General features: G+C 44.8%; 16 protein-coding genes. 6 read left to right on the top strand and 10 right to left on the bottom strand.

Translation table 11 applies throughout. The features are described from left to right. Nucleotide 1: 1 nt before the first annotated feature. From rlmA to gap, 4 genes are all read right to left on the bottom strand, one after another. Complete coding sequence (rlmA, locus tag LIX84_RS07025) at nucleotides 2-829, bottom strand: 23S rRNA (guanine(745)-N(1))-methyltransferase (protein ID WP_074191650.1); 828 nt, start codon at nucleotides 827-829, stop codon at nucleotides 2-4. 96 nt (nucleotides 830-925) lie between these two features. Next, entirely contained in the window at nucleotides 926-2,962 is a 2,037-nt protein-coding gene (locus tag LIX84_RS07020) for a methyl-accepting chemotaxis protein (protein WP_182019786.1), read from the bottom strand. Nucleotides 2,963-3,161: 199 nt separating this feature from the next. Next, nucleotides 3,162-4,046, bottom strand: coding sequence for a D-hexose-6-phosphate mutarotase (locus LIX84_RS07015; RefSeq protein ID WP_012841555.1), 885 nt, complete (start codon nucleotides 4,044-4,046; stop codon nucleotides 3,162-3,164). Between the two features lie 158 nt (nucleotides 4,047-4,204). Next, nucleotides 4,205-5,200 (bottom strand): type I glyceraldehyde-3-phosphate dehydrogenase, encoded by a 996-nt coding sequence (gap, locus tag LIX84_RS07010; RefSeq protein ID WP_012841556.1) that lies wholly within the window; start codon nucleotides 5,198-5,200, stop codon nucleotides 4,205-4,207. A 337-nt stretch (nucleotides 5,201-5,537) separates the two neighbouring features. Between gap and msrB the strand changes: the two genes are divergently transcribed. Continuing rightward, complete coding sequence (gene msrB, locus LIX84_RS07005; RefSeq protein ID WP_005396508.1) at nucleotides 5,538-5,948, top strand: peptide-methionine (R)-S-oxide reductase MsrB; 411 nt, start codon at nucleotides 5,538-5,540, stop codon at nucleotides 5,946-5,948. 115 nt (nucleotides 5,949-6,063) lie between these two features. Here the strand turns inward: msrB and LIX84_RS07000 are convergent, their stop codons facing one another. Continuing rightward, nucleotides 6,064-6,885, bottom strand: coding sequence for a DUF2989 domain-containing protein (locus tag LIX84_RS07000; RefSeq protein ID WP_114323307.1), 822 nt, complete (start codon nucleotides 6,883-6,885; stop codon nucleotides 6,064-6,066). A gap of 101 nt (nucleotides 6,886-6,986) precedes the next feature. Here LIX84_RS07000 and LIX84_RS06995 point away from each other — a divergent pair, with 101 nt between their 5' ends. After that, nucleotides 6,987-7,271, top strand: coding sequence for a YeaC family protein (locus LIX84_RS06995; protein ID WP_005380700.1), 285 nt, complete (start codon nucleotides 6,987-6,989; stop codon nucleotides 7,269-7,271). Nucleotides 7,272-7,376: 105 nt separating this feature from the next. Here the strand turns inward: LIX84_RS06995 and ansA are convergent, their stop codons facing one another. Then, nucleotides 7,377-8,390 carry an asparaginase gene (gene ansA / locus LIX84_RS06990; protein ID WP_046874512.1) on the bottom strand — a complete coding sequence of 338 codons (1,014 nt, stop codon included), beginning with the start codon at nucleotides 8,388-8,390 and terminating at the stop codon, nucleotides 7,377-7,379. 164 nt (nucleotides 8,391-8,554) lie between these two features. Further along, nucleotides 8,555-10,405: a signal peptide peptidase SppA gene (gene sppA, locus LIX84_RS06985; RefSeq protein ID WP_226420982.1), complete on the bottom strand. Its 1,851-nt coding sequence runs from the start codon at nucleotides 10,403-10,405 to the stop codon at nucleotides 8,555-8,557. Nucleotides 10,406-10,629: 224 nt separating this feature from the next. On the opposite strand from sppA, the gene LIX84_RS06980 reads away from it, so the two are divergent. Beyond that, nucleotides 10,630-12,642, top strand: a complete 2,013-nt coding sequence (locus LIX84_RS06980) for an NADPH-dependent 2,4-dienoyl-CoA reductase (RefSeq protein ID WP_065645046.1) — start codon at nucleotides 10,630-10,632, stop codon at nucleotides 12,640-12,642. A 59-nt stretch (nucleotides 12,643-12,701) separates the two neighbouring features. On the opposite strand, the gene LIX84_RS06975 is transcribed toward LIX84_RS06980, so the two are convergent. Further along, nucleotides 12,702-14,018 carry an MFS transporter gene (locus LIX84_RS06975; protein WP_226420981.1) on the bottom strand — a complete coding sequence of 439 codons (1,317 nt, stop codon included), beginning with the start codon at nucleotides 14,016-14,018 and terminating at the stop codon, nucleotides 12,702-12,704. Nucleotides 14,019-14,191: 173 nt separating this feature from the next. On the opposite strand from LIX84_RS06975, the gene LIX84_RS06970 reads away from it, so the two are divergent. Together LIX84_RS06970 and LIX84_RS06965 are read left to right on the top strand one after the other, a co-directional pair. After that, nucleotides 14,192-14,740: an NAD(P)H nitroreductase gene (locus tag LIX84_RS06970; protein WP_226420980.1), complete on the top strand. Its 549-nt coding sequence runs from the start codon at nucleotides 14,192-14,194 to the stop codon at nucleotides 14,738-14,740. 103 nt (nucleotides 14,741-14,843) lie between these two features. Then, entirely contained in the window at nucleotides 14,844-16,811 is a 1,968-nt protein-coding gene (locus LIX84_RS06965; RefSeq protein ID WP_145473613.1) for a DNA topoisomerase III, read from the top strand. A 44-nt stretch (nucleotides 16,812-16,855) separates the two neighbouring features. Here LIX84_RS06965 and LIX84_RS06960 read toward each other — a convergent pair whose 3' ends face one another. Together LIX84_RS06960 and LIX84_RS06955 are read right to left on the bottom strand one after the other, a co-directional pair. Then, nucleotides 16,856-17,062, bottom strand: coding sequence for a hypothetical protein (locus LIX84_RS06960; RefSeq protein WP_005380717.1), 207 nt, complete (start codon nucleotides 17,060-17,062; stop codon nucleotides 16,856-16,858). 183 nt (nucleotides 17,063-17,245) lie between these two features. Then, nucleotides 17,246-17,935 carry an SDR family oxidoreductase gene (locus tag LIX84_RS06955; protein ID WP_145473614.1) on the bottom strand — a complete coding sequence of 230 codons (690 nt, stop codon included), beginning with the start codon at nucleotides 17,933-17,935 and terminating at the stop codon, nucleotides 17,246-17,248. 271 nt (nucleotides 17,936-18,206) lie between these two features. Between LIX84_RS06955 and LIX84_RS06950 the strand changes: the two genes are divergently transcribed. Then, nucleotides 18,207-19,130, top strand: a complete 924-nt coding sequence (locus LIX84_RS06950; protein WP_104972008.1) for a histone deacetylase family protein — start codon at nucleotides 18,207-18,209, stop codon at nucleotides 19,128-19,130. The last annotated feature ends 125 nt before the right edge of the window (nucleotides 19,131-19,255 follow it).

Here is a 19,255-nt window from a genome sequence, read left to right as displayed (position 1 = left end):
ATTACTGAGTGGACTTTTTGCGATATACGCGCAGCATAAAATCAGCCTCACACTGATAGAGTGTAGCGGACTTCAACTCTTCACGAAGTGCATCGGTTGCTTTCCATGCGAATGGCGTCATTTGCAATAAATCGAATGCGGCCCCGTTCTTCAAATTCATAACATAGTTAAGATGTTGTTGATGCTCTAATTCATATCCTTCAATGTGTTCTGGCTCTTCACTGTGAAGACGAACATCTTGATAAATGCGTTCACGTAGTTGGTATAAGTGACGGCTTGCAGGTGTCACCGTGATGACCACACCGTTCTCTTTTACAACGCGCTGAAGCTCTTCTGCCTTGCAAGGGGCATAAATGCGCAAAATAGCATCTAAGGATTCATTCGCGAAAGGAAGCCGATGGCTAGAAGCGACGCTAAAGTGACACTGTGTGTAGCGCTTCGCCGCATAACGAATCGCAACTTTTGAAATGTCCAATCCATATATCGTCGCATCGTCCGTTTGCGTTTGTATCGTTTTCTGCACTTGATCCGTGTAGTAACCCTCGCCGCAACCAATATCTAATAATTGATGATCGGTTCCCTCTGTGTATTTGGCACACAGCTGTGCAACCTCTTGGCGCATTGGGTTGTAGTAATTCCCCTCAAGGAATCGACGACGAGCTTGCATCATCTCTTTATTGTCACCAGGATCTTTAGAGCGTTTGTGGTGCGCTGGCATCAAGTTAACGTAGCCTTCTTTTGCTAAGTCAAACTGATGATTGTTTTCGCACTTAAACGTTTTTTCATTTAATGCTAGAGCTTGATGGCATAAAGGGCATTGATAGTTCATGACGATCTCGAACAGAAAGTAGGGCGGCAAATTCTATCAAAAAGCGAGGTCTCAAGTGAAACAAAAAGAGCCGATGGAATCGGCTCTTATTAAGTATTAGTGAAAGAAGTCGACTTGCTCTTTCAAGTTCCGCGCTTGTTGTTGCAGTTCAATGGCACTTTGCGATGTTTTCGCGCTGGTGTCGCGGCTTTCTCGGTTTAGCTCACTGATAGAATGGGCATTTGCAGCAATTTCTTGGGATACTTGAGCTTGCTCTTCTGAGGTCGCAGCAATGGCGTCGGCTTGAGACGCTATCGACTGGACTTGTACTGCGATGGCTTCTAATGCTGTACCCGCGTCTTGTGCTTTGTCTAAGACCTGATTGGCACTGCGTTGGCTGTCGGTCATCATATTAACTGCATTATGAGTAGAGCCTTTTAGCTTCTCAATAATTTCAACTACATCCTGAACTGAGCTTTGTGTACGGTGCGCAAGTGTACGCACTTCATCTGCTACAACTGCGAAGCCACGACCTTGCTCACCTGCTCGTGCGGCTTCAATGGCTGCATTCAACGCAAGTAGGTTGGTTTGCTCTGCAATCTCATCAATCATTTTCGTGACGGTTTGAATACTCTCACTATCGCGATTGACTTGCTCGATAGCCGCTGCTGATTGATCTAACTGATCGTTGAGTTGAGCAACATCGATACATACGCCTTCTACAATCGCGAGACCAGATTGACTATCGGTATTCGCGGAGCGTACGTTTTCCGCAATACTTTCGACTTGTTGGGCAACCGATTGAGCAGAAGAGGCCATCTCTTCGATTGCTGTTACCACTTGTTCTACTTCTTCTTGTTGGCGGTCAGCTTGGGTTAAATTGCTATGGGCATCATTGGCAACGCTGGTGGAGTTGCTCTCTACTAAGTCGCTTGTGGAACGGATCTTACCAACAAGTTCATTGAGTTGACTTGCCATACTGGCGACACCCGTATTCAGGTTCGTAATTTCATTTTTTGATGCCTTACGAGACGATGGGACGTTCAAGCTGACCTCGCCGCCCGCCAAGCGAGTCATATAGGAGTTTAGAACGGTCAGAGGTTGTAAGCTGCGATTCAAGAAAAGTGTCAGTACAACAAAAGTAATGATTGCCGCTACCGAAGAAATGATGGCGATAAGTTTGAGTAGTGTATCACTGCCTTTGGTCACTTCTTTGATGAACGTACCACCCAGTAGTTTCCAGTTCCAGCCTGGTACTTCGGTAAACACTAAGTACTTTTCGCCGACTGTTGAGCCGAATTGGTAAGGGTAGAGAATTAATCCGCTCTTTTGTTCAAAAATTTTATGGAAAGGCTTATTACCCTCGTAGTCACGAACTTCTGTGATTGAAGGGTCGGTTGCACTTTTGGTCGGATGGAGTAGGTACTTACCAAGATTGTTGTCGTCGTTGTCGACAATGATGGTATAGCCAGTATCGCCCCATTTAATCTCCTCTAGCGCATCGAATAGCGTTTGTGTTGCTTGATCTACAGGCAAACCAATAAACGATAACCCTGCAACTTTTCCTGTAGCATCTTTAATTGGAGAGTAATAGGTAATGTAGCGTTCGCCGTACAACTTTATTTGAGCGTAATATGGCTGACCAGCTTTTAGTTGCTGATAACCTGGGTGGTCGAGACCTAGTGTGGTTCCCACTGCTCGTTGACCTTGTGGATCTTTTAGTGAGGTAGATACACGGATAAAATCATCTCCCAAAGGCGCGAATAAAGTCGCGATAGCACCGGTATCACGTGTGAAGCTATCGACCAGCTTTGTGTCGTTAATTAAGCTTTCACTGTATTGAGTGATGTTTGGTATTTCATGCCCCATGAAATCAACCGTATAGTTTTCGACATAAACACCGGCAAGGTAGCCATTACGAAAAGTGGACTCGAGCACTTTAGCGGTATGCAGATAAGCATCGAATTGGCCAGCAATGGTTTTAGCCATCGACTCTACTTTAGATTGGTGCTCTTTAAGGGTGCTTTCTAATAGAACATCGGAAGCGTTACGGTAAACAAGCGCAGCAATACTGCTGAAAGCAATGAATAGACACAAAGTGATAACCAGCTTTAACTGGAATCCGACACTTTGATTTCGGTATCTCTCTAACATAGATCAGTTCCTGATATTTTTATTATTTATGAGTTTTGTATCGGCATGCTATCGGTTTATATGATCGAATTTTTTGATATTTATTAATGAAATAGTCAAAAGTGACTGATAACCAATAAGTTAGTTGAGAGAGGACCATCTAGGTGGGGCTTTTATTACAAAAAAGGTCGGGTATTCCCGACCTTTGATCTGGTTATAACTACTGCACTGAAATTACAGTGACAAGTTCATGAGTCTCACCTGGCTGGAGCGTTTTACCTTGCTCGATACTTGGAGCGTGAACAGTAGATTCAACACACAGCATGGTTTGGTAACCATCGTCAGCCATATCAGCCATACCTTGTGCACCTTCTGCCCAAGGGTTCCAAAGTACCGCGGAGTTATGACCATGGTTTTCCACGCTTAATGTACGATTCAGTTCCGGATCTTTTACCAAAATTTTCGCTTCTGGTTGCGTGTAAACGCGATCAATGGTGTCTGTGAGTTGCAGAACATCACCACCTTGGCATACCGCATCAGCTTTCAAGCTATCAATGTACTCGGCACCCATGCCTGTCGTTTGTGCTTGCTTAATGTCTCCAACGTTTAGGTAAGTATGTAACGCGCCAGAGAAGGTCCAAGCTTCGTCATCGATGTTCATGACTTTGAGTGTCACTTTTAGCTCATCGCCAACTTCAACCACCAAACGAGCGTCAAACATATGTGGCCAAATATCGTGGATTTCTTCTGTCGGGAACAGAGCAAGTTCAACAATCACGCCGTTATCGTTCTCGCGATGTTCAACCAGCTCCCATTCAGCAGTACGTGCGAAACCATGAGCCGGTGCTGCAATACGCCCAAACCATGGCCAGCAAACGGGAATGCCGCCTCGCAGAGCTTTTTTCCCGTCGAAAATTGCCTTCTCGCTCATCCAAATCAAATCTTCATGACCAGCAGGAGTGAACGAAACAACGTGACCACCATGTAAGGAGATGCCTGCTGTCGCTTTCTCATGAATAACACGTACTACTTTGACCTGATCAATTTCAACGACAGTAACGTTATCAGATAACACGGTTAGAGCTGGGAGAGTTTTTAAATCCATGTGCTGTTTCCTATCATTGGGGAAAGTAGGGTTTCGACATCCGTCGCAAATACAATGCAACAGCGCCGAGGTATTCTCTCAAATTCCAGATACAAAAAAGGCGACTCTAGAGCCGCCTTTTCTTTAACGAAGTTATTCGCTAATTGCTAACTATCTAATTACTTAGAGATGTGAGCGATTAGGTCTAGAACTTTGTTTGAGTAACCGATTTCGTTGTCGTACCAAGATACAACTTTAACGAAGTTATCAGTTAGAGCGATACCAGCTTTAGCATCGAATACAGAAGTTTGAACTTCACCGATGAAGTCTTGAGATACTACTGCATCTTCAGTGTAACCTAGAACACCTTTTAGCTCGCCTTCAGAAGCTTCTTTCATTGCTGCACAGATAGCTTCGTAAGATGCGCCTTCTTTTAGGTTAACTGTTAGGTCAACTACAGAAACGTTAGCTGTTGGTACGCGGAAAGCCATACCAGTTAGTTTGCCGTTTAGTTCTGGAAGAACAACGCCTACAGCTTTAGCAGCACCAGTTGAAGATGGGATGATGTTCTGAGAAGCACCACGACCACCGCGCCAGTCTTTAGCAGAAGGGCCGTCTACAGTTTTTTGAGTTGCTGTAGTAGCGTGAACTGTAGTCATAAGACCAGATTCGATACCGAACTTGTCGTTAAGAACTTTAGCGATAGGCGCTAGACAGTTAGTAGTACAAGAAGCGTTAGAAACGATGTCTTGACCAGCGTAAGTAGCGTGGTTAACGCCCATTACGAACATTGGAGTAGCGTCTTTTGAAGGACCAGTTAGAACAACTTTCTTCGCGCCAGCTTCGATGTGCTTACGTGCAGTCTCGTCAGTTAGGAAAAGACCAGTTGCTTCTGCAACAACGTCAACACCGATTTCGTCCCACTTAAGGTCCGCTGGGTTGCGCTCTGCAGTAACACGTACAGTTTTACCGTTAACGATTAGGTTACCGCCTTCAACTTCAACAGTACCGTTGAAACGGCCGTGAGTTGAGTCGTACTTAAGCATGTATGCCATGTAATCTACGTCGATAAGGTCGTTGATACCTACAACTTCGATGTCAGCACGCTCTTGCGCTGCACGGAATACGAAACGACCGATACGGCCAAAACCGTTAATACCTACTTTGATAGTCATTATAGTTGCTCCACAACTTAATTTCTGATTAAAGATAACTGGTAGTAAAATTACAGAATCCAGTAAACATCTGCAAGTGATAATCGGACTTAACTTGTTTAAAGTCAAAAAAAAGCGACGTTTTTTTTAACAATTCTTCGCAAATGTTCGTTTTTTAAACTTTTAACTGATTCTTCTGTAGTCCAGTTGGCGTAATATAACTGGTGAGATAAGTGCTCTTATCAAATTAATTACGCATGGTGTCCTGGTGAGAAAGTATGTGCTACAACTGTTAAGAGAAGCAAGTTTTTTGCTAAAAAAGTCAATACCAAAAACAGTAAAGAAGGAGCAGAAAGTCGTGGAGCAAAACGGGAAAAAAGTGGCGAAGTCAGATGAGCAGTGGCGCGAGCAACTTTCTGAAGAAGAGTTTCGTGTCTGCCGAGAGCAAGGTACAGAACCGCCATTCAGCGGTAAACTACTGCATAATAAAGAGACGGGGGTTTATGCTTGTACCTGTTGCAATGCCCCTCTCTTTGTTTCTGATAACAAGTATGACTCTGGCTGTGGTTGGCCAAGTTTTGATGCGCCCATCAATGATCAAGCGGTGCGCTATTTAGAAGATCTGAGTCACGGAATGGTACGTACAGAGATTCGTTGTGCCACATGTGATAGCCATCTAGGGCACGTTTTTGAAGATGGCCCACAGACCACGGGTGAGCGTTTTTGTGTTAATTCAGTGTCGTTAATTTTCAACAAATCAGAACAATAACGACAAAATTGTGCTCGATAGTGTTTTATCCTTTCAATACGATTTGTTGTAAGTAGAAAACAGAGTGTAGTTTGACCCAAAGAAAAACTCCCGCCAATTGCGGGAGTTTTTTCGTTTATATCTCTTTGGGTATCATTGCTGGAGAGTAGTTCCCTCTCTCTATGGCTTTTGCCACCGATTCAGCTAATTCATCTAGCTGCTGATATTGCTCTGCATGACTAAAATTAAACATACGCTTGAGCTGCTTTTCATCAGCAAGCGGGACGTCGAATCTTTTTGCAACCATTGCCCACAGATACGCGCGCTCTTTTTCTCCAAGCCCTTGATGAATGCTTGCCATTGATTTGAGAATGATCGGATTAAGGTTGTCTTCATCCGATAAAGACAACGCTTTATTCAGCAGTATTAACGTTTTCTTGGCATCTCGATTAGTATAGAAAGTAGCTAATGCATATTGCATCTCAGCAGTATTTAACTTGGGTGAGCCTTCCATTTGTAAAAATGCGCGACGAGCTTGGATGTCACCCGTTTGAGACCACAAAAAATACAAAGTAGCCGGGTCTTCTGAGCCTTTTAACTCGTTTACGATGCGTTCTAGCTCATCAATACTGTGTACCAAAGCGTTAAAACGCTGTCTCTTGAGAGCACTTTGATCAATAGGTGTGATCTGAGAGGCGAGTTCTAAGCATTTTCTATATTCAGCGACCAGACCGTATTCGATGATTTGGTTGGCTTCTGATGGTTTTTTCAATTGCTCAAACCGATGCCATACTAAATTTGTTCTGGGAACTCGACATTGCCCGTCATCCATATTGAGCTGTTTGCAGCGCAGCTCTGGTGTTTTTTGGCACAACTCTTCGGTTGTCACGTTACCTTCGAAACAGCCCGTTAGTGCGAGACTAGTGAGGCTGAGAAGTAACCAGTGTGTTCTTTTCATGGCTTTGCTTGTGATCCGTTACACCAATTCATTTTCGTATTCTTGACTCAGTTTCTTAACCCGTTATGTTCTGTAAATAGAATGTAATAAGAAGGTACATTATGGACGCAGAACAACTATTACAAGCGATGACTCCAGAAGTTTATGATCGCTTAGTCTATGCAGTAGAAACGGGAAGATGGCCTGAGGGTACAACACTTTCTAAAGAGCAGCGAGATTCGTGTATGCAAGCTGTGATGTTGTATCAATCAAAACATAATACTGATGCGCAGCACATGACGGTTGCGGCAGGTGGTGAAATCAGCTTTAAATCGAAGCAAGAACTTAAAAAACAATTTAGCGGAGAAGAGAGCGACATTGTTCGTGTCAATCCGAACATTGATTAAGCGAACCTTTGATTTTTACAGGGTGTCGTTTACCGCTACTACTTTGACTTTAAAAGAAAAAAGCCCAATCTCTATTGGGCTTTTTAGATCGTAGTAAGCTTGAATTTACAGGCTCATCTCACCACGCAGTACTTGCTGCATTCTCTCTTTCACTTCTTCGTAAGAAAGGTTTTGGCTTAGAAGGTAATGCAGTTTTGCTAGTGCCGCTTCTGGCGTCATGTCAAAGCCGCTGATAACTCCAGAGTCTGCCAGTGCACAACCCGTGGCGTAGCCGCCCATATTCACTTTGCCTGCCAAACATTGAGTCAGGTTCACGACAATAACGCCGCGCTCAGAGGCTTCTTTAAGGTGGCCCAGTAGCTCAGGGTTTTGAGGCGCATTGCCCACACCAAAAGTCAACAGAATCATCGCATTTACAGGCTGACGAAGCGTATTACGAATAACTTCATGTGATATACCAGGGTACATGGTGATCACACCGATTGGTTGTGGTGTGATGTTGTGAACCTTAAATTCACCTTCTGGTTGTGCACCAACGGTTACGCTGTTGCTTACTTGAATATTGATCCCGGCTTCCAGTAGTGGAGGAAGGTTTGGTGAAGTAAAGGCATTAAAACCGTCCGCATGAGATTTTGTGCTGCGGTTACCACGCATCAACTGATTATTGAAGAACAAAGTAACTTCGTTGATCGGGTAGTTTGCGGCAATATGCAGAGCATTCAATAGGTTTGCTTGACCGTCAGAACGCAGCTCCGCAAGAGGGATCTGTGAACCTGTAACAATCACTGGCTTGCCAAGATTTTCAAGCATGAAAGACAATGCAGATGCTGTATATGCCATGGTGTCAGTACCATGTAGGATGACGAAACCATCGTATTTGTCATAGTTGTCACGAATATCATCCGCAATCTGCTGCCAGTCGGCAGGCGTCATATCTGATGAGTCAATCAGAGGATCGTATTCGTGGATAGTGTAATCCGGCATTTCAGGACGGTGAAACTCTGGCATGCTTGCTAGTTGCTTTTCCATAAAGCCAGCAACAGGCACATAGCCGTGATCCGATTTTTGCATTCCGATGGTGCCACCGGTGTAAGCGATGTAGATGTGTTTTCTAGTCATCGTTTTTTCTTTCATGTAGGGGAACAGAGGCGGGGATTATATACCTAAATAACCTTGAGATGCGAGGCTATGCGCACAGCATCAGAAAGTCATCTGAGGAGATGTTGAGCGTAATAAAAAGGGCACCTCAAGTAGAGATACCCTTTGTAATATTAATGAAAAAGCTACTGCACTTGGCAGTTCAAACAAAATGCGTATTGACCTTTAGGATCGTTAAAGCTTTGTAGCAAGCTTGCGTCTTGTTCGAACTGCTGAGCTACGGGTTGAAGACTTTTTGGTAGCAAGCTGGTTGCATCAATACCTAGAGAGACTTTCACCTGTTTCATGAACTCTTGTAAAAATAGTTCAGTAGGAGAAAGCGGTTCTTCTACCCAGTAAATGCCGTAATCGGTCACGTTCGCCAGTTTCGCCGCTAGCTCTACAGCATCGTCAAAGTCACCCATCTGGTCAACAAGACCAAAGGATAGGGCGTCTTGTCCTGTCCAAACTCGACCTTGAGCGACGTTGTCGACTTCCTCTAGAGACATATCGCGATTCTCGCCAACCAAAGAAATAAAGCGCTTATAACCGTGCTCGATACCTAATTGGAATACTTGAGACGCGCCGTCAGAAAGGCCAGTGGTAATACCGTCACCAGAGAACGGCGATGTGCCAACGCCATCAGTATTAATGCCTAACTTACTAAAGCCTTTTTCAAACGTGGTGATGACACTAAAAATACCAATGGAACCCGTCAGTGTTGTTGGCTGAGCAACGATCTTGTCTGCGCTCATTGAAATCCAATAACCACCAGAGGCAGCCAAACTCGACATGGATACAACAACTGGCTTGCCTGCTTGTTTTAGTGCTTCTACTTCGTTGCGAATCACCTCAGAGGCAAAGGCACTACCCCCGGGGCTATCTACTCGCAACACGACCGCTTTCACCTTTTCATCATTGCGTGCTTGACGCAACAAGCTTGCGACGGTGTCACCTCCGACAGTACCACGAGGTTGTTGACCATCCATAATCGCGCCACTTGCTAGAACAACGGCGATATCGTGCTGAGGTAGTGTGTAATCAGGACGAATCGTTGCAAGGTAGTCGTAGTAACCAATCGCGTTGTAGCTGTCTTTGCCGTCATTACCAAACTGTTTGGCAAATAGAGTGCGAATGTCTTGGCGTGTCGCGAGTTCATCAACCAAGCCCATTTTAACCGCGAGCTGAGCAAGATCACCATCCACTGACTTCATTTCGTCAATCAGCTCATTCATGGTTGGGTTAAGCACTTTCGCATCAATATTTCTGTTTGTGGTTACGTCATCAACAAAAGCACTCCACAACTGAGTAACCCAGCGTGTTGCAGACTCTTTCGCGGCATCGGACATGTCATCACGAATAAAAGGTTCGATAGCGGATTTATAAGTACCTACGCGAAAAACATGAGTAGAAACATCAAGCTTTTCCAATAACGTTTTGTAGTACATTGAATAGGCACTGTAACCTTTAATCAATACGCCGCCATCAGGTGCCAGGTAAACTTTATCAGCGTAACTTGCCAAGTAATATTGGCTTTGGTTGTAAAAATCACCTACGGCGTAAACGGGTTTACCTGACGCTTTAAATTCGTTCAACGCTTTCGCGATGTAACGTAATTTCGTGAGATTTGTTTCTGGCATGTCTCGCAGTGCTAGCACTAATCCAGACACTTTAGGATCGTCTTTCGCGTAGCGAATAGTATCAACGATATCGAAAAGGACGTTTTCTTTCGGTAACTCATTGCCCAAAAGGGAACCAGCAAAAGAGTCCATTGGATTTACATAGCGTCTTTGTTCGACAATCGGACCTGAAAGGTTCATCACCAATGCCGACTCTTTTTCGACGACGGGTTGACCGTCTCCGGTATAAGTAAAAGCAAAGTAGAAAACGGCAATCATCAGCAAGAAGATCAGGTTTGCCAGTGCAAGTCTGATAAAGGTGATGCTCTTCCATATCCCTTTAAATATCAAACCAATAAATTTGAAGAGTTTTTTCATCTTGTCTCCATAACGAGATAGTTACGCCGAGTCTAACAAAGTATGGGTTCTTATCTCTAAGATCTCAAAAGATAACATTTTTTTAGCTTATCACGACCACTCAACAATTGGCATATTTTCACGCGAGATTGATCGGTGTTACAAAAATGTAAACGCTTGTTTGATTTTTTGGTTGAGCGGGCTTAATCTGGTCAGACCATGATAATAACAATGGATGTTAAGTGATGTCTGCCATGTACCCAAACCTATTAAAGCCACTGGATCTCGGTTTTACACAATTACGAAACCGAGTCCTGATGGGATCAATGCACACGGGCTTAGAAGAGCACAAAGAAGGATTACAGAAGCTCGCCGCTTTCTATGAAGAACGCGTGAAAGGCGGTGTTGGACTGATTGTAACCGGAGGTTTTTCTCCGAACTTACGCGGTCGTTTGCACCCGTTGAGTGCTGAGTTCAGCAAACCAAAGCATGCTAAGGCCCACAAAGTTGTGACAGAAGCGGTGCACAAGCACGGTGGCAAAATTGCCCTACAAATTCTCCATGCTGGGCGTTATGCCATGCATCCATTCTCGCAAAGTGCGTCTGGCATTAAAGCGCCAATTGCAAAGTTTGCTCCGAGTGAAATGAGCGACCGCCAGATAAAGAAAACCATTGATGCCTTTGCGAACAGCGCTGAGTTAGCCCAGCTTGCTGGTTATGATGGCGTCGAGTTAATGGGCTCGGAAGGTTACCTGATAAACCAATTCTTATGTAAGCGCACGAACATGCGTTACGACGAATGGGGTGGCAGTTACAAAAAACGTATGCGTTTTCCGCTAGAAATTGTCAAAGCGGTTCGTAAGGCGGTGGGTGACAAGTTCATCATCATTTTCCGTCTCTCTATGCTGGATCTTGTCGAGCAGGGCAGCACATTTGAAGACGTTATCGAATTGGCGAAAGCGCTTGAAGAGGCTGGCGTCACGATTATCAATACGGGTATCGGTTGGCACGAGGCTCGAATTCCTACCATTGCGACTCAAGTACCACGCGGTGCGTTTACGTGGGTTACGGAAAAAGTTAAACCTCACGTTTCGGTTCCTATCATCACTTGTAACCGAATAAATACGCCAGACGAAGCAGAACGTATTCTATCTTCAGGTCATGCTGACATGGTTTCGATGGCGCGCCCATTCTTGGCCGATCCTTACTTTGTTGCTAAAGCTGAGCAGGAAAAAGCGCAGCTCATTAATACGTGTATTGGTTGTAATCAGGCGTGTCTAGATAACGTGTTTAAAGGTAAGCGCGCCAGTTGCTTAGTGAACCCACTTGCGTGCTATGAAACCGAAATTGTTGTTGAACCAGCCTTTAAGAAGAAAAACATTGCCGTTGTCGGAGCAGGTCCGGCGGGCTTAGCTTGTGCGACTACACTGGCTGAACGTGGCCATAAGGTTGATTTGTTCGAAAAGAACGACCGCATCGGCGGTCAGTTCCGTCTTGCTATGCAGATCCCTGGTAAGGAAGAGTTTCGAGAGACGATACGATATTTCGCTAATCGTATTGATGAAACAGGCGTGAATCTGCACTTATCGACGGAAGCGAACTATGACCTACTAACAGAATACGATGAGATAGTGATGGCATCGGGTGTTGAGCCACGTAAAGTCAATATTGATGGAATTGATAACCCAGAAAAAGTCGTCGACTATCAAACACTCATTCGAGACAAAACACCAGTCGGTGAGAAAGTGGCTATCGTTGGTGCAGGTGGTATTGGCGTAGATGTCGCGACCATGCTCACTGAGCCGGTTGGACAAACGTTGGATGACTGGTTGCATGAATGGGGAATCGACAAAGAGATGTCCCAACCGGGTGGTTTATACCCTTACCCTGATGCGGTCAGCGATAAAGAAGTCTGGGTGCTTCAGCGTCGTAAAGGTCGTGTAGGTAAAGGTCCGGGTAAAACAACAGGTTGGATCCATAAACGTACCCTTGAAAAACGGGGCGTACATTTAGTCGGTGGCGTGTCTTACGATAAAATTGATGATCAAGGTTTGCACATTCATGTAGATGGAAAAGAACAATTATTGAACGCGGACAAAGTCGTCATTTGTGCGGGGCAAGAGTCTGTTCGTCCATTTGAAGATAAATGGTCTGAACTTGGAGAGAAGATTCATATCATTGGCGGAGCTGACCATGCGGGTGAACTTGATGCTGTGCGTGCGATTCGTCAAGGCGTTAAATTGGCGGTAAAACTCTAGTCTTTCAAGGTGTGTTTACTATGAAAGCTGCGCTTTGAGCGCAGCTTTTTTGTATAGAACTAGTCACTGATTTCTGGCAGTTGTTTGGCCATTACCACGCCAGAAAGAGTAATAAAAGAGAACACTAACACCACAGCTGAAAGGCTCAAAAAGTTCGACATGACACCAAGAGAACTCATTAGAAGCAGCATTATCCCAACCACCGTGTTACTCACGGCTACATAGCTTGTCCGTTTGTCACCTTCTGCGATATCAACTAAGTAGGTTTTTCGTCCGACTCGTATTCCGTCGTGGGCAATGCACACACAAAAGTAGAGCAGAGGAATCACGAATAGGAAGCTTGTGCTGGCGATTATCCAAGTATCGTAAACAAATAAAACAACGCCAAGTAGCGCGCTCATCGTTGCGCCGATGACCATAACACTGCGGCTAGATCGATCGGACATTCTTCCCCAGAAAGGACCTGACACAAAGGAGGCTAAGCCACTCGCAAACATAAAGAGAGCTAGCACCCAGAGCTGTCCACCCAGAGATTGCTGTGCCAGCACAACGTAGTACGGTGCACTCAGCGCAGAACATAAAAATAGTGTCCGCGTGATAACGAATCGACGAAAGGTCACGTCTGTTTTAAGTAACGCGAGTTGTTTAAATGCCTCAAGGACGCCATTTCGACCACCGTCTACCTCACCGGCATACTCATTAATTCGTGCATAAACTAATGCCGCAATAAGCCATATGGCGCCCGCTAACCCTAAACTCAGACTGTAAAAGCGCTCCGTCGGCTCTACGTCCCATAACCAGGCTAGTGCCAGAAGGCTAGCAAAAAGTAGTGTAACAAGGCCAGCAGCGCTTGAAGACCAGCCGTTGACTTGACCTCGTTGGTTTTTGGGGATGGTTTTTCCCAACACATCTTTTGATGCGACGGAATTTAAACCGCGTGAGAGGCTGAAGATCACAAGACAAGCAATTACACCATAACCCGCAGCTGCTCCTGTTAGAGTTAATGCGACCAATCCGATTGCAAATATGGAAAGAGCCTGCAAGATGCTGCCAATTACCCAGACCCATTTTCTTACTGGGATGCGTCGGATGTAGTGCGCGATGCTAAGTTGTGGGATAAGGGAACCTGATTCACGAATAGGAACGAGCCAACCAATTAAGTAAACCGGTGCCCCGAGACTTTGTAGTATCCACGGCAACGTGACTTTGGGGTTGATTAACGCATCGCCGACCTTCGTTAAAAACTGAGCAAGAATGATTTTAAGAAAGTTGCCGGGAACTTGATGACAAGCTGATTCAGGAATCGCCTTACAGGCACGGGCATCTTCGTCATTAACGATCTTTTCGTAAATGCTGTTTTGTTTATCCTTGTTCATCAACCTGCCTATGTTCAACTTATTCATTTCGCGAATAAATTAACATTAAATCGAGTTTGATGTTAAGTGAAGCACGTTATCAAGCCCACAGAAAACCGGTTGTTATTCGTAGGAACAGATTGTGCTAAAGTGGCGTAAACAAAATAACAACGATATTCGATAAGGATTCTTTCATGGACGCTCTCGATCTTTTGCTCAATCGCCGATCTATCGCGAAGTTATCTGCGCCTGCACCAGAAGGTAAAGCACTTGAGAACATCATTCGTGCAGGCCTTCGTGCGCCTGACCATGCGGGATTAACCCCTTGGCGTTTCGTTATCGCACAGGGCGATGGTTTGAAAAAACTGTCAGATATCTTGGTAAAAGCCGTAGAAGCTGAAAATAGTGATGAAGCGGTGGTCGAAAAGGTGAAAAATGCGCCATTTCGTGCGCCAATGGTGATCACGGTGATTGCTAAAGTAACGGAACATGAGAAAGTGCCTGCACTAGAGCAACACTTATCTGCGGGATGTGCCGTACAATCCATGCAGATGGCAGCGGTAGCGCAAGGCTTTCAAGGGTTTTGGCGCTCAGGTAAGTGGATGTTCCATCCAGAAGTTCATCAAGCGTTTGGTTTAGAAGGCGACGATGAGATTGTTGGTTTCTTGTACCTAGGTACGCCTGGTTGCACACCGATGAAAGTTCCTGAGCGTGACCTTTCTCAGTTTGTTGAGTTTCTATAACTGAGCATCTAGGTAAATTGACTGTTTATTTATACAGTTTTTCTTGATTTATTAGGGCTACATTCGTTAATGTGGCCCTAATTATATTTATTTCCAAAACGTTATGTCTCGTCTGTTTATTGCTGAAAAACCAAGCTTAGGCCGTGCGATTGCCGCTGCCCTGCCAAACCCTCAAAAGAAAGATCAAGGATTCATCCGCTGTGGGAACGGGGATATCGTTACTTGGTGTATCGGCCATTTGCTCGAACAAGTCGAACCTGACGCTTACGATGAGCGTTATAAAAAGTGGAATATGGCAGATTTACCAATTGTTCCGCAGCAATGGCAGCTCAGACCGAGGAAAAGCGCAAGTAAGCAATTAACAGTGATTCGTAAATTGCTCAAAGAAGCTAACGAAGTCATTCATGCAGGAGACCCAGACCGAGAGGGTCAGCTGTTAGTTGATGAAGTTCTCGACTATTGCAAGTTATCTAAAACCAAGAAGGAATCCACACAGCGTTTGCTGATTTCCGACTTGAACTTACCTGCGGTTAAACGCGCACTCAGTTCTATGCGCAGTAATCGCGAGTTTATCCCACTTTCAGTTTCTGCATTGGCTCGCTCTCGGGCTGATTGGTTGTATGGCATGAACATGTCTCGTGCTTATACCTTGCTTGGTCAAAAAGCAGGGTATCAAGGTGTTCTCTCGGTAGGGCGAGTGCAAACCCCAGTTCTTGGCTTGGTGGTGCGTCGTGATGAAGAAATCGAAAACTTTGTCCCAAAGGACTATTTTACCCTACATGCTCTGATCCCATATCAAGATGCCAATGGTACTTTTGATATTCGTGCTCGTTGGAAGCCAAGTGAGGCATGTAAGCCTTGGCAGGACGAAGAAGGGCGAGTATTAAACCGTAAGTTGGTGGAAAATGTTGCAAACCGTATTGCAAATCAACCCGCAAAAGTGACGGAGTCGGAACAAAAGCAAACCAAGCAATCAGCACCATTACCTTATTCATTATCTGCTTTACAGATCGATGCAGCGAAGCGCTATGGTATGAGTGCGCAACAAGTACTAGATACTTGTCAGGCATTGTATGAAAAGCACAAGCTGATCACTTATCCACGTTCAGATTGTCGCTATTTACCGATGGAACACTACTCACAAGCAGAGATGGTGACAACAGCTATTGCGAATAACGCAAAAGAGCTGCAAGGTGCCGTTCAGGGAGCAGACTTAACATTAAAGTCCAAAGCCTGGAACGATAAAAAAGTGGATGCGCACCATGCGATTATCCCTACACCAAAACAAGCTAATGTGAATGCGCTTTCGGGCAATGAGATGAAAGTGTATCAATTGATTGCGCGCCAGTATCTCATGCAGTTTTATCCGGCGGCGGTTTACGCAGAAGCGAAATTAGTTTTCGATATCGCTGGTGGTACGTTTATCGCGAAAGGTCGTCAGTTAGTTTCGCCGGGTTGGAAAGCGCTAATGGGCAAAACTGACAAGGAAGATGAAGGTATTGATGCCGTACCACCGTTACCAGAAGGCACCGTGTTAACTTGTCGTGAAGGGGAAATAAAAGACCGAAAAACCGAGCCACCAAAGCACTTTACCGAAGCATCGCTGTTGCAAGCGATGACCGGGATCGCCCGTTACGTTGCGGATAAAGAACTGAAAAAAATCCTTCGTGATACTGATGGGCTAGGTACGGAAGCGACTCGCGCTGGTATTTTGGACACGCTGTTCAAACGCCAACTGCTCACGCGTCAAGGTAAATCAATTCTCAGCTCTCCTGCGGGAAGAGGTCTCATTCATGCCTTGCCACAGGATTCAACGTACCCAGATATGACGGCTCATTGGGAGCACCAGTTACAAGGTATGGCAGAGAGAAATCAGGCATATCAGCCGTTTATGCAAGCACTAGAGCAACGCATTGATGGCTTGATGGCACAAGTAAAAGCAGGGCCGATCCCTGATTCATTGCGTCATCTACCCAAAGTGGAACGTCCTGCGTTTAAACGTAAAAAGCGTAGTTATTCAAAGAGTGGTGGCGCAACTAAATCTGGTGCAGCCAAAGGTAAGCGGGCATAGGACAAGCGCGGCGTAATTAAACACCGCGCATGCTTGAAAATAGATTACTCGAACAGGTCGCCGTGGTTTTGGATCGCGCCTCTTACTTCACCTTGAGTTAACACGCGTTTGTCCAGTACCTCTTTCACCTGGTTGCCTAAGTCAACTAATGTATCTCGATTCGCTTGAGTTTGGCGTTTACCAGCACTTCTCAAGCAGTAGTTTAGCTCATGCTCTTCGCTAAAATTAACCAAATCCCTATCTGCTGCCATCGTGCCTTCTCCTTAATTGTTCTACTTTTTCATAAGTCTGGATTGGATATAGATAAATTCAAGTTAGATTGCGCGAATTATGCTGGTAGATCGCCGATGAACATTATGTTTGCCAACCAAGTCACGATTATGAAGCCTAGCTTAGGTGTTATTTGGTTTATTGATGGTTGTTTCTTAACGCCGCTACCAAGGTAGCTCAGTACCATCGTAGTTAATAAATCGACCTGAAAGTTGCGGTGTACTCAGCTCTATCACGTTCGCTAGGCCCTGCGCGGAGGTTTGCGTATCGATCAATGCATTTGGCCCGCCCATTGCCGTTTTTACCCAACCAGGATGAAGCGCTAAAACGGTAAATCCTTCAGGTGTTAAATCATTACTCAAGCTTTTAACAACCGAGTTTAGCGCCGCTTTCGATGAACGATAAATATAACCGCCACCGGACGTATTTTCGGTCATGCTCCCCACTTTTGATGAGATACAAGCAATCTTTTTTATCTTGCCTTGTTGTAAGCGAGGGTAACAGTGCTCAACCAGTTTTAACGGTGCAATGGTGTTCACTTCGAGGACTTTACGCCATTCTTCTACGTCAGTGTTTCCAAAGCCGTATCCCTTGGGGCCGTAATATCCCGCATTGTTAATGAGTAAGTCGATGGCGGGGAGCTTATCTGCAAGCAGAGCGACTTGTTCGTAGTGAGTAACATCCAGTTCGTGCAAAACTAGATTGCTGTAATGTGAGGCTAGAGTTTGTAGTTCAGAACTGTTCTCTAAGGAACGGCTAGTAGCGTGTACTTGATGGCCTTGCTTCAGGTACAGCTCAGTTAAGCTAAGGCCAATGCCGCGATTTGCTCCGGTAATAAAGACGGTTTGACTCATACAAACACCTATATTTTTTTGATTTCAGTTGAAAGTCATTGTGTTAGCTAAGCGCAATAAAATCAACCAGCCACCACGCACCAACAACGAAAGATGAAAATAGGGACAGAGCACAAAGAGAGCCAAACAGTGCGCCGAGAATAGCAAAGAAAGTAGAATTCATATGTATATTAAATTTAATTGATATTGAAAATCATTATCAATTAAATTGCATTTTATTCAACCCTTGAAGTTGATACTATTTCGTTACCATTGTTATTAAGAATTTCTCATGCTGCCATTTATCTACCACCCGATTTATTCTCAACTTGAGTTGCCAGAGGGGCATCGTTACCCAATTATGAAGTACCAGTACCTCTATGAATCGGTATTGGTACATATGGAGAAAGATAACTGGAAAGAACACGTGCAGTTTTTCCAGCCAGAAGCATTAACTGTTGAGGAAGTAAAACGTGTTCATGACCAGGAATACGTCGACTTACTTGTGAATGGAAACATGCCAGCTGCGAAGATGCGCCGAATAGGTTTTCCTTGGAGTGAGTCTCTCATTACCAGAACGCTAACTTCAGCAGCGGGCACGGCTTTGACCGCAAATAAAGCACTTGAGTATGGTGTTGCCATTCATTTGAGTGGCGGGTATCACCACGCACACAAAGAGTTTGGCAGTGGTTTTTGTTTATTTAATGACTTAGTGATCGCGGCCAGGCAAGCGCTCGAAGTCGAACATGTCGATAAAGTATTGATCATTGATAGTGATGTTCACCATGGGGATGGAACAGCAACTTTGTGTCACGATGAGCCAGATATCATCACGCTTTCTTTCCACTGTGACAAAAACTTCCCGGCTAGAAAGCCTCAGTCTGATCTAGATGTGCCTTTGGTGCGAGGAACAGGTGATGAGGATTTTTTAATAGCGTTTAAGGAAGTGGTCGATATGGCGCTTAATCTTCATCGTCCTGATTTGGTTATCTACGATGCTGGTGTTGATATACATCAAGACGATGAGCTTGGATATTTTGATGTGTCGACGCAAGGGATTTTAGAGCGTGATAGATTTTTAATGCAAACAATGAAATCGCGAGGTATCCCTGTCGCAGCTGTCGTCGGAGGTGGATATCGAACGAATCATTCAGACCTCGTCCCAATCCATTTACAGCTCATTAATGCCGCTAAAGAAGTTTTTGTTGGTAAGTAAATACAACTAGACGTGAGTATCAACCTGATTCATAACGGGACACTGGAACGAAAAGGGCGTTAATTTTCTAATGGGTTCTTTCTGAATGTGGCGATTGCTTGGTTTGTATTCAAGGAGGGATTTGT

It is taken from the genome of Vibrio sp. E14, assembly GCF_020515785.1.
In the GTDB taxonomy this organism is placed as follows: domain Bacteria; phylum Pseudomonadota; class Gammaproteobacteria; order Enterobacterales; family Vibrionaceae; genus Vibrio; species Vibrio diabolicus.
Note: the sequence above shows the minus strand (reverse complement) of the source record. Positions and strands in the feature narration are given on the sequence as shown.

What these genes read in the sequence shown, in the direction of transcription:
- rlmA (WP_074191650.1), bottom strand. Translation starts at nt 829, where the DNA reads ATGAACTATCAATGCCCTTTATGCCATCAAGCTCTAGCATTAAATGAA.
- LIX84_RS07020 (WP_182019786.1), bottom strand. Translation starts at nt 2,962, where the DNA reads ATGTTAGAGAGATACCGAAATCAAAGTGTCGGATTCCAGTTAAAGCTG.
- LIX84_RS07015 (WP_012841555.1), bottom strand. Translation starts at nt 4,046, where the DNA reads ATGGATTTAAAAACTCTCCCAGCTCTAACCGTGTTATCTGATAACGTT.
- gap (WP_012841556.1), bottom strand. Translation starts at nt 5,200, where the DNA reads ATGACTATCAAAGTAGGTATTAACGGTTTTGGCCGTATCGGTCGTTTC.
- LIX84_RS07000 (WP_114323307.1), bottom strand. Translation starts at nt 6,885, where the DNA reads ATGAAAAGAACACACTGGTTACTTCTCAGCCTCACTAGTCTCGCACTA.
- LIX84_RS06995 (WP_005380700.1), top strand. Translation starts at nt 6,987, where the DNA reads ATGGACGCAGAACAACTATTACAAGCGATGACTCCAGAAGTTTATGAT.
- ansA (WP_046874512.1), bottom strand. Translation starts at nt 8,390, where the DNA reads ATGACTAGAAAACACATCTACATCGCTTACACCGGTGGCACCATCGGA.
- sppA (WP_226420982.1), bottom strand. Translation starts at nt 10,405, where the DNA reads ATGAAAAAACTCTTCAAATTTATTGGTTTGATATTTAAAGGGATATGG.
- LIX84_RS06980 (WP_065645046.1), top strand. Translation starts at nt 10,630, where the DNA reads ATGTCTGCCATGTACCCAAACCTATTAAAGCCACTGGATCTCGGTTTT.
- LIX84_RS06975 (WP_226420981.1), bottom strand. Translation starts at nt 14,018, where the DNA reads ATGAACAAGGATAAACAAAACAGCATTTACGAAAAGATCGTTAATGAC.
- LIX84_RS06970 (WP_226420980.1), top strand. Translation starts at nt 14,192, where the DNA reads ATGGACGCTCTCGATCTTTTGCTCAATCGCCGATCTATCGCGAAGTTA.
- LIX84_RS06965 (WP_145473613.1), top strand. Translation starts at nt 14,844, where the DNA reads ATGTCTCGTCTGTTTATTGCTGAAAAACCAAGCTTAGGCCGTGCGATT.
- LIX84_RS06960 (WP_005380717.1), bottom strand. Translation starts at nt 17,062, where the DNA reads ATGGCAGCAGATAGGGATTTGGTTAATTTTAGCGAAGAGCATGAGCTA.
- LIX84_RS06955 (WP_145473614.1), bottom strand. Translation starts at nt 17,935, where the DNA reads ATGAGTCAAACCGTCTTTATTACCGGAGCAAATCGCGGCATTGGCCTT.
- LIX84_RS06950 (WP_104972008.1), top strand. Translation starts at nt 18,207, where the DNA reads ATGCTGCCATTTATCTACCACCCGATTTATTCTCAACTTGAGTTGCCA.